The following is a 17126-nucleotide window of genomic DNA, read 5'->3' as shown; positions in this document are numbered from 1 at the left end:
ACATCTCACCCGTACAATATGAGATGAAATTAATGCAATGCGCCTAACAATCTGTCCATGAATACTTGACCATTACAAGGATATGAGCGAATTCGATAATGCAAGCTTGTCTGAACTACCTGCTGAAGGACTTAATTTAAAAGAGTACATTTCTGAGTTAGAAGTTAGCTTAATTACCCAGGCCTTGGAGCAACAAGATTGGGTTGTGGCCAGAGCCGCAGATGCCTTGGGTATGCGCAGAACCACCTTGGTAGAAAAAATGCGTAAATACGATATTAGTAAGCCTGAGTAGGTTTTATATTTAGTGATAAAGTCGCTTAGTTTCCCCTATCTGAATTTTTAAAGTACACCATATTGTCATTTGATTGACGTTCATATTTCTTTTATTTATCTCTAACAAATTGAATTTAAAGGTTAATTTTGTTGGCATAAGATGTGCTTTAGTCTCTATGTAATTATTCTGTCTAAGTTTTGACACGAGGAATATATGGGGACGAACAAAATGTTAGCTGAGATACAAACACATACCATTTCTAAGTTTAATGCTCACGCTGTTAGCGGTGTTAAAAATGTAAAAGCAACTCAAGTTAATAATGACGAGTTGGAAGCTTTGCGCTCACAAGCGAATCGTTTAGAACATTTACTGCAAGTTATGCCGGCGGGAGTAGTAGTTGTTGATGGAAAAGGCGTAGTTAAACAATCTAACGAACTTGCCAAAAACTTATTAGGCGAGCCATTAGAGGGGCAAATGTGGCGAACTATTATTCAGCGTTCTTTTAAACCCCAAGCTGATGATGGACATGAAGTATCTTTGTTTGACGGGCGTAAAGTCAAGTTATCAATTACGCCACTGGTTAAAGAGCCTGGACAATTAATTGTATTAACTGATTTAACAGAAACCAGACAACTGCAACAACGTATAGGCCATTTACAAAAATTGTCTTCATTGGGAAAAATGGTTGCATCTTTAGCTCATCAAATTCGTACACCTTTATCTGCCGCCATTTTGTATGCCGCTAATCTATCTAACAATACGTTGAATAAGGTTTCACGGGAAAAGTTTAGCGACAAATTATTGTCTCGTTTACATGATTTAGAAAGCCAAGTAAATGACATGTTGTTGTTTGCCAAAAGTGGTAAAGAACAAGTTGTGTCTGAGATATCGTTGCAAACATTAATGCATGAAGTGCAACAAGGTTCAGATGCAATGATCAAAAAGTGTGATGCGAAATTAAATCTAGTATTACCTGATCCAGATGTGCTGATTTTAGGTAATAAAATCGCTTTGGCCGGAGCGTTACAAAACTTGATCCACAATGCCTTAGAAATTAAACCACACAAAGCCAGCATTACTCTATCTGCCAGTTTAGCTGTTGGTCAGTCTGACTGGGTGAATTTAACAGTGACAGACAATGGTCCAGGTATCAGTGAAGAAGTGCAACAACAAGTATTTGAACCTTTTTATACCACCAAAAGCAATGGTACTGGCTTAGGTTTAGCAGTAGTTAAAGGTGTGGCTCAGTCCCACCAAGGTCATGTAAAAGTGGCAAACTTGGCAGATGGTGGAGCCTGCTTCTCTATTTGTTTACCCGTTATATCAAGTGAAACAATCGGCACATCTGCCGAGCAAACTCAATCTCAATATTTAGCCGATGCGGCTGGGAGCTTATAACATGACTCAAGCCAAAATATTAATCGTAGAAGATGATGCCGGACTAAGAGAAGCACTAGTCGATACCTTGCAGTTAGGGGATTACCAAGTCGTTGAAGCAGACAGTGGTGAGCAGGCCTTGGTAAAACTATCAGAACAAAATATTGATTTGGTGGTAAGTGATATCCAAATGGGTGGTATGAGTGGTTTATCCTTATTAAAGAATATTAAACATAAGTTTCCTAACTTACCGATTTTATTAATGACAGCCTATGCCACTATTGATGATGCCGTACAAGCTATGCGTGATGGTGCGACAGATTATCTGTCCAAACCTTTTGCGCCAGAAGTATTACTCAATTTGGTTGGGCGTTATGCGCCTGCACAAAAAGTAGAATCAAGAACCCCTATAGTTGACGATCCAAGCAGTGTTCAATTATTGGAGTTAGCTAAAAAAGTGGCGCGCTCTGAAGCATCTGTCATGGTGTTGGGCCCAAGTGGTTCAGGTAAAGAAGTGCTAGCTCGCTATATTCATGATCAATCTCCTCGAAGTGAGCAACCTTTTGTGGCAATTAACTGTGCTGCTATCCCTGAAAACATGCTCGAAGCCACCTTATTTGGCTATGACAAAGGAGCCTTTACAGGCGCACTACAGGCTTGCCCAGGAAAGTTCGAACAAGCTCAGGGCGGGACTATTTTGTTAGACGAAATCAGCGAAATGGATTTAAGCCTACAGGCAAAATTATTGAGAGTTTTACAAGAAAAAGAAGTGGAGCGTTTAGGCAGCCGTAAAACTATTTCATTAGATGTACGCGTCGTTGCTACCAGTAATCGAAATATCAAACAAACTGTGGATAACGGCGAGTTTCGTGAAGATTTATATTATCGACTCAATGTGTTTCCATTAACTTGGTTACCATTAGATAAGCGAGCCGGAGATATAGTGCCTTTGGCTGAGCACTTAATTGAACGTCATTGTCAAAAACAAGGTCATGCCATACCTAAGTTAACTGCCGCTGGTCGCAGTAAGTTATTGCAACATAATTGGCCTGGGAATGTTCGTGAGCTTGAAAACGTAATCCAACGAGCGCTTATTTTGTCTGATGGTCAACAAATTGATGCCATTGATTTAATGATCGAACAAGATATGTCTACTAATCATTTACAGGTTGAAGGGGCAAAAGTAGAAGACGAAAATAGTAAATTAGGCTCTGAACTACGCCAACAAGAACATCAAATCATTTTGGATACTCTGCAAAGCTGTAAAGGCCGCAGAAAAGATGTAGCTGAGCGTTTAGGTATAAGCCCTCGTACCCTTAGATATAAATTAGCTAAAATGCGTGAAGTGGGTATCGAGTTACCCGCTTAAAACTCTAGCTTAGTTTTATTACTCTTTAAGAAGTCGCCACTGTGGCGACTTTTTTATGTTTGATTTTTCATCATAGTCAATAAAATGGCACCAATAAAAAGTCGGTAAGTACTTGTATTTAAAGGTTTATTTTATTTTTTTTGAAAGGGCGTTTATGTTGGCACCTCACTTGCTAACACTCAAGGTAGCAGTTTGATTTTATTAAACTAACCTAGAATTTGAGATTGGAGTATTCCTATGGATATTAAAGCACAAGCCCTTTACCAAGAAATGCAAGGCATGGCAGCACAAACCAAATTAGGTTTAGGCGAATCAAATGCTATCCAAGGAAATCCCTCTTCACAAAATTTTGCTGATTTACTTGGTAATGCTTTGAATACAGTCAATGACATGCAACTAGAATCCAAAAATAAAGCTATTGCATTTGAAATGGGTGATAAAAGTTTAAGCCTAGCTGATGTTATGGTTGCTAAGGAAAAATCAGGTATTGCCTTTGAAGCCACTATTCAAGTGAGAAATAAAGTACTTGAAGCCTATAAACAAATTATGAACATGCCGGTTTAGGAGCTAACAAGTGGCTGAAGCAGCGAGTACCGAACTAGCCGTCTCTGATATGAACTCAGATGTATATGCAGATGATAGTGTGCTGGAACAAAAATCTACCTTCATGGATGCTATAGGTAATACTGACTTAGTCCGTCAAATTACTTTAGTTGTGGCTTTAGTCATATGTGTTGCTATAGCTGTGTTCATCTTGATTTGGGCCCAGGAGCCTGACTACAGACCACTCGCGACCATGGAAACCCATGAATTAATCGACACGCTAGATTACTTGGATCAAGCTCAAATTGAATATGTGTTAGAAGGTAACACCATTAAGGTCGCATCTGACCAATATCAATCAATTAAGTTAGGTTTAGCTAGACAAGGTTTAAGTCAAACAGAATCTGGCGGTGCCGATATCATCATGCAAGATATGGGTTTTGGGGTAAGCCAGCGAGTTGAAAAAGAACGTCTTAAACATGCTCGCGAAAAACAAGTAGCCAGTACCATCGAAGAAATTAGTGCTATATCAAGAGCCAAAGTCTTGTTGGCTTTACCTAAAGAAAACGTCTTTGCTCGTCGTGAAAAAAAGGCTAGTGCAACAGTAGTGGTGACGCCAAGACGCGGAGCTGTGATTACTTCTGAAGAAGTAAACTCTATTATTGATATTGTGGCTTCGGCTGTACAAGGTTTAGAGCCAGATCGTGTCACGATCACCAATAGTAATGGTCGTTTATTAAATTCAGGTTCGCAAGGTGCCGAATCAGCTCGTGCTCGTAAAGAATATGAGCTAGAGAAAAAACGCGAAGATGAATACATAGCAAAAATAGATTCGATATTGATCCCAGTGTTAGGTTTAGGTAATTACACAGCGCAAGCTGACGTGTCTATGGACTTTACGTCAGTTGAGCAAACGCAACGCGTATATAACCCGGATTTACCAGCGGTTCGTAGTGAAATGACAGTCGAAGATGTAAGCACCGGAGGAACCATTGCTGGTATTCCAGGCGCGTTAACCAATCAACCACCGTTAGATGCAACTATCCCTGAAAGAGCAACTGGGACGAATGCATCACGTTCTACTCCTGGGCGTAATCATAAAGAAGAGACACGAAACTACGAATTAGACACCACAGTCAGTCACACCAAACAACAAGTGGGCGTAATTCGCAGGTTGAGTGTGTCAGTGGCATTAGATCATATTAATACCATAGCTGAAGATGGCACGATAACCAGTACTCCAAGAGCTCAGGCTGAGCTATTAGACATTCGCCGTTTATTGCAAGGTGGTATTGGTTTTGATGTAACCCGTGGCGATTCTTTAGAAGTCGTGAGCATACCTTTCAGTCGCCATGATGATGTGGCAGCAACTGAGCTACCATTCTGGGAAGATCCTAAGTTTTTACCTATGCTTAAATTAGGTGGCGGAATATTTATTATTTCACTGCTGATTATATTTGTATTGAGACCTATGGTACGTAAACTTATTTACCCAGATGAAATTAAAGTAGATGAAGATGATGCTGATGAGGGCTTAGACTTAGGCGACGAAACTATTAGTTTATTAGCTGAAGAGTTTGATGAGTCGCAGGTGGGCTTTGCAGCAGATGGTACCTTTATGTTGCCAGATTTACATAAAGATGAAGATGTATTAAAAGCAGTGCGAGCATTAGTGGCCAATGAGCCAGAGTTGTCATCACAAGTTGTGAAAAACTGGATGATGTTAGATGACTAAAATACAGCTAATATTTTGTTTTTGGATTGAGGATTAAACTGTGCCAGAAGAAAATGAACAGGTTGAAGAGCCCAGTTACGACGTTGGCAAATTAGAAGGTGTCGACAAGGCCGCTATTTTATTACTTAGTCTTACTGAAGATGATGCCGCGCAAATTTTAAAACATTTAGAACCGAAACAGGTTCAAAAATTGGGCCAAGCTATGGCGCAAATTGATGATATGACCCAGCCAAAAATAACAGCTGTGCATAAACATTTCATCGAAGAAATTCAGAATTACAGTACCATAGGTTTCCAAAGCACTGACTTTGTGAAACGTGCTTTAACCTCAGCGTTAGGCGAAGATAAAGCGGCTAACTTAATTGATCAAATTTTGATGGGTTCTGGGGCTAAAGGTTTAGATTCATTGAAATGGATGGACTCTAAACAAGTGGCCAGTATTATTCGTAATGAGCACCCGCAGATCCAAACTATTGTTATGTCTTATTTAGAAGCGGAACAATCCGCTGAGATCTTAAGTCAATTTCCAGAAAAAGTGCGCTTAGACTTAATGATGCGTGTCGCCAATTTAGAAGAAGTACAGCCAGCGGCCTTACAAGAATTAAATGAAATTATGGAGAAACAGTTTGCCGGTCAAGCGGGTACACAAGCAGCGAAAATGGGCGGCTTAAAATCTGCAGCAGACATCATGAACTACCTAGACACTAATATTGAAGGTCAGTTGATGGATGCAATTCGTGAACAAGACGAAGAAATGAGTCAACAAATTCAAGATCTTATGTTCGTATTCGATAACTTGGCTGATGTAGATGATAGAGCTATTCAAGCGATTCTGCGGGAAGTTCAACAAGACGCCTTACTTAAAGCCATCAAAGGTGCTGAAGATGAACTCAAAGATAAAATCACCAAAAATATGTCCAAACGTGCTGCTGATATGTTGATTGATGATCTCGAAGCTATGGGCCCTGTGCGCATTAGTGAAGTGGAAACAGCCCAGAAAGAAATTTTATCCGTTGCTAGACGTTTAGCTGACTCAGGTGAAATCATGTTAGGCGGTGGTGGTGGTGATGAATTCTTATAATTCAATACTGTTTACTTGTTGCTGCCAAAGTGGGCATGACCTGAGTAGTACCTATGACTGAAGAACAAGAAAAATTAGTCACAAGTGAAGTCAGTGAAGTAGATGACACAAATGAAATAAGTGAAGAATTTGCAACTTGGGAATTTCCTTATGTAGGCGAAGATACTCAACAACGTGCTCCTGATGTCACCAATGCAATGAATCGTCGTTCTGATTGGAAGTATGAGCCTCCTGAAGAAGAAGAGGAAATATTACCACCAACCGCAGAAGAAATAGAGGCGATAAGGGCTGCAGCTCATGCAGAAGGTTTTGAAGCGGGTCAAAAAGAAGGTAAAGAACAAGGTTACGAACAAGGACTCGCTGAAGGAACAGAAGCTGGGCTTGCACAAGGCTTAGAAGAGGGAACTGCTCAAGGCATAGCCACTGGAGAACAGCAAGCACAAGAGAATATGGCCGCTTGGCAAGGTTTGTTAGATAGTTTACAAAACCCAGTTAATAAAGTTGAACAAGAGCTAGAACAAGAACTCGTGTTATTAGCGGTGAGTTTAGCTAAGTCGGTTATTCGTAGTGAAGTGAAAACCAATTCAGATATGATTTTCCAAGCCTTGAGAGAAGGCCTTAAAGCTTTACCCATACAAGAAAAATTTTATCAAGTTCATCTTAACCCTGCTGATATTGAATTAATTAATAATCATTTTAGTGCCGAAGAAATCGCTAAGCATAATTGGCAACTGATTGAGTCGGCGGAAATGTCAGCTGGAGGTTGCGAAATTATTACTCAATCTAATGCAGTGGATGTGACAGTCGAACGTCGGGTAAAAGATATTTTAGATAAATTCTTGCTAGAACAAGGATTAAGTCACGTTAGTTCAAGTGATAGCTGATTTATGACCAGTTCACTGTTAAGTCGGATCAAAAATTTAAAAGACCAAGTGCCTCAAGCGCCCATAGTTGCCAGTGGGAAATTGGTTAGAGGCATTGGCTTAACTTTAGAGGCTGTGGGTTGCCAAATGCCAGTAGGTAGCCAATGTTTAGTGCAAACCGTTGACGGTGAAATTGAAGCTGAAGTGGTTGGTTTTGCTGAAAACATTACTTATTTAATGCCAACAGAAGCGGTGAAAGGCATAGTGCCTGGCTCTCGTGTGCAACCCCTTAATAGAGAGCAAGGTTTAGCGGTCGGTATGGAATTATTGGGCCGAGTAGTCGACGGCAATGGACAGCCTTTAGACGGTTTAGGCCCCATAAAGGCTGAAAAACGAGTCCCCCTTACACGACCACCTATGAATCCCTTAACCCGTAAACCTATCACTCAGCCATTAGATGTGGGGGTACGAGCAATTAATTCGATTATCACAGTAGGCTCAGGCCAACGTATGGGGTTATTTGCAGGCTCAGGTGTGGGCAAAAGTGTATTAATGGGCATGATGACTCGCGGAACCAAAGCTGATGTGGTGGTGGTGGGATTAGTAGGGGAAAGGGGACGAGAAGTAAAAGAATTTATTCAAGATATTCTAGGTGACGAAGAGCGTCAAAAAGCTGTGGTCGTGGCAGCACCTGCCGATACATCGCCTTTAATGCGCTTAAAAGGTTGTGAAACTGCGGTGACTATCGCTGAATATTTTAGAGACCAAGGTTTAAACGTATTACTGCTGATTGATTCACTTACTCGTTATGCCATGGCACAGCGTGAAATCGCCTTAGCTGTGGGTGAACCACCTGCAACTAAAGGTTATCCACCCTCCGTTTTTGCACGTTTACCCGCTTTGGTTGAACGAGCTGGGAATGGTAATGAAAATCAAGGTTCTATTACTGCCTTTTATACGGTATTAACCGAAGGAGACGACTTACAAGATCCTATTGCAGATGCTGCAAGAGCTATTTTAGACGGGCATATAGTGTTATCACGAAACTTAGCCGACTCAGGGCATTATCCTGCGATTGATATTGAAGCATCTATTAGCCGGGTTATGCCAATGGTGGTTTCAGAGGAACACGTACAAAATGCAAGGCGAGTTCGGCAGGTATATTCAAATTATCAACAAAATAAAGACCTAATTAATATTGGAGCCTACACCAAAGGTACCGATCCCCGAATTGATTTGGCAATCAATGCGGAGCCAGCGATTAACGCATTTTTACAGCAAGGCATGCAACAAGTATTAGATTTTGAGCAAAGTGTAGGGGCAATGACAACCCTATGTGGCGGGTTAGGAGCGGCTTAAATATATGTCTCAATCACAATTACAATTGGTAGCTGACTGGGAGCGTCAGAAAGAACAAAAACTTAGCCAAGATTTTCAGGTAGCCCAGCATTATGCTTTGGAAAATAAGCAAAAATTGTCAGGTTTAGAGAATTACCGTTTAGATTACCTTCGCCAAGCTCAGGTTAAAGCTAAGCAAGGAGTAGGCAGTCAAACCTTTAGTCAGCATCAACAATTTATCGGTAAGTTGGATAAAGCTTGCGAGTTACAAATGCAGAATTTAAATCAGGCTTTAGTTGTGGCAGAACAAAGAAAAACCCAATGGTTACAACAGCAACGAAAAAGAAAAGCAGTTGAATTATTGTTAGACAAACAAGCATTAGCTAAACAGAAATTAGAACAAAAACAAGAACAAATGATGTTGGATGAGTTATCCATTCAAAAGTTTATTCGTGGGTAAAGAGTAAAGAACTTTAAGAGTTGGAATAGTCTTTGCTGTATTCATCACATGAAACAGCAAACTCTATATAGTTTGGCTTAAATAAAATTAACGTGATCTTTTCTATCGGCTTTTTATAAGTATAAAAGATATAAAAGTCAGTAAGTTAGCTACTCATCTTTACTTTAAAGGGTGTATTTTAAATGATGCAACAAGTTGCCACTACAAAATCAGATATTGCCGCTATTGCCACAGGTACAAGCCAAGAGCAGCAATTAGATTCAGGCTCAAGTAAAGATTTTGAACGTTTGTTGCAAGATCAACAAAGTAAAGATGCTACTACCCCTTCATCAAAAAAGAATAGTGTTTATAAAGATGCGCAGTCAAAGAGTGCTCAGATATCCCCCTCGAACAATGACTCTGTGCAAGATGACAAACAAGTTACTAAGGAACAGAGGGATATAGACTCTAAGCCAACACTAGTTAAGTCTGAAAATAGCGATAAAGACTCTGATTCAGCAACAGAAGAACAGGCAAATAAAACCAAAAAGCATGTACCTGGTGATAATATTCAAGCTGACAATCAGGTAGCGAATGACAGGGTTGCACTTAAACTTGACGCTCATATATCTAAGATATTGAGTGATACGAAAGAATCGCAAAAATTGACTTTTATTGATGGGAAGTTGACTAGCTCTTCCGGAAAAGAGTTGTTTACTGAGCTAGATAATTTGGATGAATGGGTACAGTTAGTTAATAACTTGCAAAAATTATCAGGTGAATCAGATTCATCTGTAGAAACAAATATTATCGAAAAAGAGATAATTAAAGAAAAGTCGCTAATTGTATCTATTAAAGATGAAGAGGTAATCGCCACTAACGAAACTGTTGAAAATCAAGAGTTAATTACGAACGATACAACAGATGCTCATAGTTATGTTCAAAGTAGCGATGCCTTAGATAAGTTAGCACAAAAAATAATAGATAAAATAACCAGTGGTGACTCCTTTGATCCTGGCAAAAAACTAGTCGGTGAAGACCAAGTATCTGCAGTGATTGCAGAGTTAAAAGAACAACCTGAGTTGCTTAGACAAATTTTCAAAGACTTCTACAGTCCTGAAGGTCAGAATGGGGAAGTAAAGCTTAAGCAAGAAAATGTTGAGGGCTCTGAACAACAAATACCAAGTATTGATGCAATTGAATCAGACGAAAAGTTGTCAGATGACAATATTGATTTATTAAGAGCACTTTTATTATTTAAGCCAGCTGCAGGATCTGTATCAGAAAATCAATTAGCAGATGAAGCTCATCCGAACGTTCAGCAGCATCACGTCACTAACATGTTATCAACACAGCTAGAGTCTGATGAGTCGGTAAACTTTATTGATTTGATAGAAGAGCCAAGTGCGATTGATTCGTCTTTTATTGAGACCTCTAATATTTCTGATGAGATGGTCGCGGCTCAGCCTATTTCTATGGATAAAACTACTGCTTTAAAACAATTGGTGAATTTACCTGAGTCACAACTGGACAAGGTACTTAACAATATTGCTCAACAATTATTAGGTAAAGACACTGTTACTGAAGCTAAAACCAGTCAGGTATTAGATACTGGTATTAATCGAGAATTAGCTGATTTTGCCAGTACAGTTTCATCACCTATCAAAGAGTTTATCGGCGCTCTAAAATCTGGGGTGTCTGAATTCAAAACCCAATTATCTCAAGGTCGCGAACCCGGGATTGATTTGAAATTTTTAGTGAATGAAGCATTGGCTAAAGTAACTGAAGCTAATCCAAGTACAACACCTGTGCAAAATAGTGAGCAAATACTCAACAATATTTCTCAGTTAGTTGATTTTTCTGCCGGTTTGAATAGAAGTCTGGATCAGCAATCATCCGCACACTCTCAAACTTACCACTCTCTAGCTAGAGATGTATCCCAGCTTCAAGGTGAACAGACCAAACAAGCTCAACTCAGTCAGGTTGAATCGAAGTTTGAAAAAGCGGTTAACATAGCCAAGCCAGAGGGATTACAGCAATTAGCTGATAAAGTTCGCTGGATGGCAAACAGTAAAAACTTAGTGGCTGAAATTCGATTAGATCCTGCCGAGTTAGGTTCTGTGCATGTTAAAGTAGCTATGTCTGGTGAATCGGCCACGGTTAATTTTGTCGTTCAGTCCCAACAGGCTCGAGACGCCATGGACAACGCTACGCCAAGGTTACGTGAAATGTTGGCAGAAAAAGGCATTGAATTAGGTCAATCTTCAGTAAAACAAGAATCAAATGGTCAATCACAAAAAGATAGCGAATTGGCGAAGAGTGCCTCTTCCATAGGAGAACATACAGGTGACAATCAAGAGTCTGAACAAGGCATAACTGAACAAAAAATAGTGAATGGTGCCTTAGGTGGAATTGATTATTTTGTCTAAATTCCAACAAAACAGCTTTTCCATTTGTCATTTGCAACTGATAATAACGCTAAGCATAAAAATATTGAGAGTAAGTCATGGCTGAAGAAGAATTACAAATGGAAGAAGGTGGTAAGAAAAAAAGTAAACTTCTTATCATTATTATCGCAGTGGTTGTGTTGGTATTAGGTGGGGGCGCGGCATATTATTTTTTGATGGGCTCGGATGAGCCTGCTCAGACTGAAGAAATGATGGATGGTGAGGTTGGTGACGCAGGTGAATATGAAGATGGTGAAGCCTTATCTTCATCTACGGTGAAAACCGGTAGTGCCTTATATGTAGGTATGCCTAGGCCATTTGTGTTTAATGTACCCGGTTCAACACGTGACAGGTTAGTGGAAATTAAAGTGCAATTAATGATGCGTGGTTCTGATAACGAAGAAGAAGCAAAAATGCATATACCTTTGATTGAAGGGGCGTTACTAAGAACCTTTAGTACAGCAAATGCAGATGATTTAGTTACCGAAGCAGGCAAAATAGCTATCCGTGATAGTGCTTTAAAAGAAGTACAAAAGACGCTGGTGGATATCACTGGCAACAAAGTGGTTGAAGAGGTGTTGTTTACAGGTTTTGTGATGCAGTAATGGTCATTAAAATATGATGCTAATAATGAAAGTGAGAAATTAGTGTGAGCGATTTATTATCCCAAGACGAGATTGATGCGCTATTACATGGTGTCGACGATGTTGAAGAAGAAGAGGTGGGCGATGTTGAATCTGACGGTTCAGCGATGCAATATGACTTTTCTTCCCAAGATCGGATCGTTCGTGGGCGCATGCCTACACTGGAAATTGTAAACGAACGATTTGCTCGTCACATGCGCGTAAGTTTATTTAATATGATGCGTCGTTCGGCTGAAGTGTCGATTAATGGTATTCAAATGACTAAATTCGGTGAGTATATTCACACCTTATTTGTGCCAACAAGTTTAAATATGGTTCGTTTTCGTCCACTTAAAGGCACGGGTCTAATTACCATGGAAGCTAGGCTGGTATTCATTTTAGTAGATAATTTCTTTGGTGGAGATGGGCGTTATCACGCTAAGATTGAAGGTCGTGAGTTTACCCCAACCGAACGCCGAATTATTCAAATGTTACTTAAACTAATATTTGAGGATTATAAAGAGGCTTGGGCACCTGTTATGGATGTGTCTTTTGAATATCTAGACTCTGAAGTTAACCCAGCTATGGCCAATATTGTTAGCCCCACTGAAGTGGTGGTAATCAGTTCATTTCATATTGAGTTAGACGGTGGGGGCGGTGATTTCCACGTGTCTTTGCCTTACTCAATGCTCGAGCCAATCCGTGAGTTATTAGACGCGGGGGTGCAAAGTGACAAAGAAGATACCGATTTGCGTTGGAGTAAAGCATTACGGGATGAAATCCTTGATGTCAGTGTGGCTTTGTCTACTCATATGATGGATGTGAAATTGTCTCTGGAAGAGGTGATGAATTTAGAAGCTGGAAATATTATCCCGATTGAAATGCCAGAGCATATTACCGTGCTGATCGAAGATTTGCCTACTTTTAGAGCTAAAATGGGGCGCTCTAGAGATAACGTAGCTTTGAAAATTACTGAAAAAATTCCGCGGCCAACTTCTGTGAAGTCAGAGCTGCAATTATTAACCAAAGGCGGTCGCCGAATTGATAGTGACGCTGAACTACAAACTCTTGAAGATGATTTGTAGGTTGCTTAGCGAATATGGAGTAAAGATATGAGTGAAGAAGACGGTTTAGATGATTGGGCTGCAGCTATGGCTGAGCAAGCTGATGAAGAAGCTAAAGGTGATGATGCTGGTTCCGATGAATTTGGTATGGGAGCTGAGGTTGCTGAATTAGATGAATTAGATGAAGATCGCGAAATTACACCCAAAGAAAAACGCAAGTTAGATACAATTTTAGATATTCCTGTGACCATTTCAATGGAAGTGGGAAGAAGTAATATCAGTATTCGAAATTTACTCCAATTAAACCAAGGCTCGGTTGTTGAATTAGACCGTGTGGCAGGTGAGCCATTAGATGTTTTGGTAAATGGCACGTTGATTGCTCATGGTGAAGTAGTAGTAGTCAACGATAAATTTGGTATTCGATTAACTGATGTTATTAGTCAACTGGAAAGAATCAAAAAGCTTAGGTAAACGCCTATATACACAAAACCTATATAAAACATGGGGTTGGATAACTTTGGCTGCATGTTTTTTGCTGCCATTTAGCGCTCACGCAGAGCCTGAAAGCTTCTCAAACCCCACCTCAATAGTGTCAATTTTCCTTTCTTTATTATTGGTAATTGGCGTAGTTTTTATGCTGGCATTCGTCATGCGTCGGTTTAATGTCACTCAATCTGGTACTTCTCAATTAAAAATAGTCACTTCTATGATGGCTGGTACCCGCGAACGTGTATTGGTGATCCAAGTGGGGGATGAACAACATTTATTAGGCGTGACAGCCCATAATATTAATCATCTGGCTAAATTGGATAAAACCTTAGATAGCCCTCAAGCAAATAATAATGACAAATTTAAAGATAAATTAGCCACTTTCATGGCTGGCAAATTGAATCCTACCTTAGATAAAAATACAGATATCAGTCACAGCCAAACCAAAGAACAAGGTAATAGCCATGAAAAATAGAATGCTAAGAATATTTGGATTGTTATTTTTAATTGTTTTAAGTACTTCTGTAATGGCTGATCCTGGTATACCAGCATTAACTCTGACGGATAATGCTGATGGCAGTAAAGATTACACCATGACCTTGCAAGTTGTAGCTATCATGACTTCGTTGAGTCTATTGCCTGCCTTTATCATGATGATGACTTCATTTACTCGGATTATTATTGTCTTATCAATTTTACGTCAGGCCATTGGATTACAACAATCTCCTTCAAACCAAATCTTGATTGGGGTCAGTTTATTTTTATCTATGTTTATCATGGCGCCGGTATTTGAAAAGATAAATGAAACCGCTTTACAACCTTATCTGAATGAAGAAATTACCTCGATCCAAGCATATGAATTAGGTAAAGAGCCGTTGCGCGCCTTTATGTTGTCCCAAACTAGGGTTAAAGATTTAGAGACCTTTGTGCAAATTGGCGGCATGGAAGATCAGTTTCAAGATCCACAAGATGTGCCTATGAATGTGTTAATTCCTGCTTTTGTGACCAGTGAATTAAAAACGGCCTTTCAGATTGGTTTTATGCTGTTTATTCCCTTTTTAATCTTAGATTTAGTAGTAGCCTCTATCTTGATGGCTATGGGTATGATGATGTTATCACCAATGATTGTGTCATTGCCCTTTAAATTAATGCTATTTGTGCTAGTTGATGGGTGGAACTTGATATTTGGCACTCTAGCCAACAGTTTCGGAATGGGAGTCTGACCATGAGTCCAGAGGTCTTTGTTGAAATTCTAAAAGAAGCATTATTTATGGTGATCTTGTTGGTATCAGCGATTATTTTGCCGAGTTTATTTGTTGGCTTGATCGTAGCTGTATTTCAAGCCGCCACCTCAATTAATGAACAAACCATGAGTTTTCTACCTAGATTAATCGTGACCTTATTGGCGCTTAGTTGGGGGGGCAATTGGTTAGTCAATAAGTTGATGGACTTTACTTTTACTATGGTCGAACGCATTCCAGAAGTGGTCGGGTAAATTCAGTGATTGCTAAATTCAGGGCTTGGTAAATGGCTGTAGAAATAGAAACCATAATGCAATATTTGGCTGATTTACTTCTGCCATTTATGCGCATATCTGGTTTATTTGCCGCTATGGTAGGTTTAAGTGCTAAAAGTGTTCCTATGACCACTCGAGCCTTACTCACCTTGTTTTTAGCTGTATTGATTATTCCAGTCATTCCACCAGTAAAAGTTGTTGAATTAGTTTCAGTGGGGACTTTTGTCTTGATTATTCAACAAATTATCATAGGTGTTGCACTTGGGTTTATTTCAAATATGGTGTTAAACACTTTTGTATTGGCAGGCCAAGTGGTGGCGATGCAAACAGGTTTAGGTTTTGCTTCTATTGTTGATCCGGTAAATGGTATCAATGTACCTGCTGTTGGTCAGTTTTATTTGATTTTAGCGACTTTATTGTTTTGGGCCTTAGATGGGCATTTGGCCATGATCAGAATGATAGTGCTTAGTTTTGAAGCCTTTCCAATTGGGGACGCTTGGTTTGCACCTGAACAATTTAGGGATATTGCTCATTGGGCTGGCTGGATGTTTATATCGGCTTTAACTTTATCATTGGCGCCAATTGTGTCTTTGCTTATTGTGAATTTAGCTTTTGGGGTTATGACTAAAGCAGCGCCACAATTAAATATATTTAGTATTGGCTTTTCTATCGCCCAAATAATGGGCTTGTTAATCATTTGGTTAACATTAGATAACTTAACTCACCATTTCACTATTATGTGGGACAGGGCACAAACCATGATGTGTCAGTTAGTCCTAGTTTGTCCGTAATAGTGACTTTATTTTGGGAGGTAATGCATGGCTGATAGTAACGAAAAAACCGAAGAACCCACGGCAAAAAAACAAGCGGATGCCCGAAAAAAAGGTCAGATTGCCCGATCTAGAGAGTTATCTACAACTCTAGTCTTAGTGTTTAGTGCCATTAGTTTTATATTTATGGGCTCCGAAATTGCTAGTGCTTTATTTGAAGTCACTCAACGTACTTTTACTTTATCCCGTGATGAAACCTATGATTTAACGCATATGTTTCAAGCTTGGGGTTATGCTTTTGAAACCATAAGTTTTCCTGTTTTAGCTTATATGGTGATAGTAACCATTGCTGGGGTATACGGAAATATTGCTTTAGGAGGATATAACTTTACTTGGCAAGCGGCTGCGCCCAAAGCTCAAAAAATAAGCCCGATCGCGGGTTTTAAACGTATGTTTGGCATGAATAGTATTGTTGAGTTGTTAAAAGCTATTGCCAAATTTTTTGTTGTTGCTGCAATGGCTTATGTGGCTCTAAATGTATTTCGAGATGAAGCATTACATCTAGATATGGAAATATATCCGCTTAATTTATTTCATGCTTTGGAATTAATATCTTGGAGTTTTCTGATTTTGTGTTGCGCGTTAATTCCCATCGCTGCTTTTGATGTGCCTTATCAAAGTTATAAACATAATAAAGAAATGAAAATGTCTTTACAGGAAGTCAAAGATGAACGAAAAAATGCAGATGGTGACCCTCAAGTAAAAGGCCGTATCCGTAAATTGCAATATCAAGCTGCCGCCAACCGCATGATGAAAGAAGTGCCTAATGCTGATGTGGTAGTCACTAACCCTACACACTACTCTGTGGCGTTAAAATACGACCAACATGGCACTAAAGCGCCAACTCTAGTTGCTAAAGGTGTGGATGAAATGGCCATGCATATTCGTAAAATTGCCAATGGTAATGATGTACCGATTATTGCTTCACCCATGTTAGCTAGGGCGATTTATTATTCAACAGAAGCTGAGCATGAAATCCCCGAGAAGCTGTTTATGGCGGTAGCTCAGGTATTAGCTTATGTTTATCAATTAAAAGCTTATAAAAAGGGTAAAGGTAAAAAACCATCACCATTACAAAAAGACTTACCTATTCCACCTGAATTAAGGCGTTAGTCCAAACTTCTGTTGCGATTTTTGC

Annotated in this window: 17 protein-coding genes and 1 pseudogene; all 18 read left to right on the top strand. The window is 39.5% G+C overall.

The genetic code is table 11. The features are described 5' to 3' along the window. Positions 1-109 precede the first annotated feature (109 nt). A pseudogene (locus L0668_RS19085) lies at positions 110-292 on the top strand (helix-turn-helix domain-containing protein); the annotation flags it as partial. A 210-nt stretch (positions 293-502) separates the two neighbouring features. Then, positions 503-1672, top strand: a complete 1170-nt coding sequence (locus L0668_RS19080; protein ID WP_235314321.1) for a sensor histidine kinase — start codon at positions 503-505, stop codon at positions 1670-1672. Position 1673: 1 nt separating this feature from the next. Further along, complete coding sequence (locus tag L0668_RS19075) at positions 1674-3020, top strand: sigma-54-dependent transcriptional regulator (RefSeq protein ID WP_235314320.1); 1347 nt, start codon at positions 1674-1676, stop codon at positions 3018-3020. 237 nt (positions 3021-3257) lie between these two features. Continuing rightward, a complete protein-coding gene (gene fliE, locus L0668_RS19070) occupies positions 3258-3584 on the top strand; it encodes a flagellar hook-basal body complex protein FliE (RefSeq protein WP_235314319.1) in 327 nt (108 codons plus the stop codon). A 10-nt stretch (positions 3585-3594) separates the two neighbouring features. After that, positions 3595-5298 carry a flagellar basal-body MS-ring/collar protein FliF gene (fliF, locus tag L0668_RS19065; RefSeq protein ID WP_235314318.1) on the top strand — a complete coding sequence of 568 codons (1704 nt, stop codon included), beginning with the start codon at positions 3595-3597 and terminating at the stop codon, positions 5296-5298. A 40-nt stretch (positions 5299-5338) separates the two neighbouring features. After that, complete coding sequence (gene fliG, locus L0668_RS19060; RefSeq protein WP_235314317.1) at positions 5339-6379, top strand: flagellar motor switch protein FliG; 1041 nt, start codon at positions 5339-5341, stop codon at positions 6377-6379. A gap of 53 nt (positions 6380-6432) precedes the next feature. Beyond that, complete coding sequence (gene fliH / locus L0668_RS19055) at positions 6433-7263, top strand: flagellar assembly protein FliH (protein WP_235314316.1); 831 nt, start codon at positions 6433-6435, stop codon at positions 7261-7263. A 3-nt stretch (positions 7264-7266) separates the two neighbouring features. After that, a complete protein-coding gene (fliI, locus tag L0668_RS19050) occupies positions 7267-8601 on the top strand; it encodes a flagellar protein export ATPase FliI (protein ID WP_235314315.1) in 1335 nt (444 codons plus the stop codon). A 4-nt stretch (positions 8602-8605) separates the two neighbouring features. Then, positions 8606-9040, top strand: a complete 435-nt coding sequence (fliJ, locus tag L0668_RS19045) for a flagellar export protein FliJ (protein WP_235314314.1) — start codon at positions 8606-8608, stop codon at positions 9038-9040. A gap of 182 nt (positions 9041-9222) precedes the next feature. Further along, entirely contained in the window at positions 9223-11448 is a 2226-nt protein-coding gene (locus L0668_RS19040; RefSeq protein WP_235314313.1) for a flagellar hook-length control protein FliK, read from the top strand. A 77-nt stretch (positions 11449-11525) separates the two neighbouring features. Continuing rightward, complete coding sequence (gene fliL, locus L0668_RS19035) at positions 11526-12071, top strand: flagellar basal body-associated protein FliL (RefSeq protein ID WP_235314312.1); 546 nt, start codon at positions 11526-11528, stop codon at positions 12069-12071. A 44-nt stretch (positions 12072-12115) separates the two neighbouring features. Next, positions 12116-13174: a flagellar motor switch protein FliM gene (gene fliM / locus L0668_RS19030; RefSeq protein ID WP_235314311.1), complete on the top strand. Its 1059-nt coding sequence runs from the start codon at positions 12116-12118 to the stop codon at positions 13172-13174. Between the two features lie 27 nt (positions 13175-13201). Next, complete coding sequence (gene fliN, locus L0668_RS19025; protein WP_235314310.1) at positions 13202-13624, top strand: flagellar motor switch protein FliN; 423 nt, start codon at positions 13202-13204, stop codon at positions 13622-13624. Beyond that, positions 13584-14117, top strand: a complete 534-nt coding sequence (fliO, locus tag L0668_RS19020) for a flagellar biosynthetic protein FliO (RefSeq protein WP_235314309.1) — start codon at positions 13584-13586, stop codon at positions 14115-14117. The genes fliN and fliO overlap by 41 nt, the downstream gene beginning before the upstream one ends. A 1-nt stretch (position 14118) precedes the next feature. Further along, positions 14119-14865: a flagellar type III secretion system pore protein FliP gene (fliP, locus tag L0668_RS19015; protein WP_235314323.1), complete on the top strand. Its 747-nt coding sequence runs from the start codon at positions 14119-14121 to the stop codon at positions 14863-14865. A gap of 2 nt (positions 14866-14867) precedes the next feature. Next, positions 14868-15137, top strand: a complete 270-nt coding sequence (fliQ, locus tag L0668_RS19010) for a flagellar biosynthesis protein FliQ (RefSeq protein WP_235314308.1) — start codon at positions 14868-14870, stop codon at positions 15135-15137. 32 nt (positions 15138-15169) lie between these two features. After that, a complete protein-coding gene (fliR, locus tag L0668_RS19005) occupies positions 15170-15949 on the top strand; it encodes a flagellar biosynthetic protein FliR (protein ID WP_235314307.1) in 780 nt (259 codons plus the stop codon). Positions 15950-15976: 27 nt separating this feature from the next. Beyond that, entirely contained in the window at positions 15977-17101 is a 1125-nt protein-coding gene (gene flhB, locus L0668_RS19000) for a flagellar biosynthesis protein FlhB (protein WP_235314306.1), read from the top strand. The last annotated feature ends 25 nt before the right edge of the window (positions 17102-17126 follow it).

The sequence above is a fragment of the Paraglaciecola algarum genome, assembly GCF_021532655.1.
Taxonomy (GTDB): Bacteria; Pseudomonadota; Gammaproteobacteria; order Enterobacterales; family Alteromonadaceae; genus Paraglaciecola; species Paraglaciecola algarum.
The sequence above is the reverse complement of the archived record's forward strand: the minus strand, read 5'-3'. Positions and strand labels throughout refer to the sequence as shown.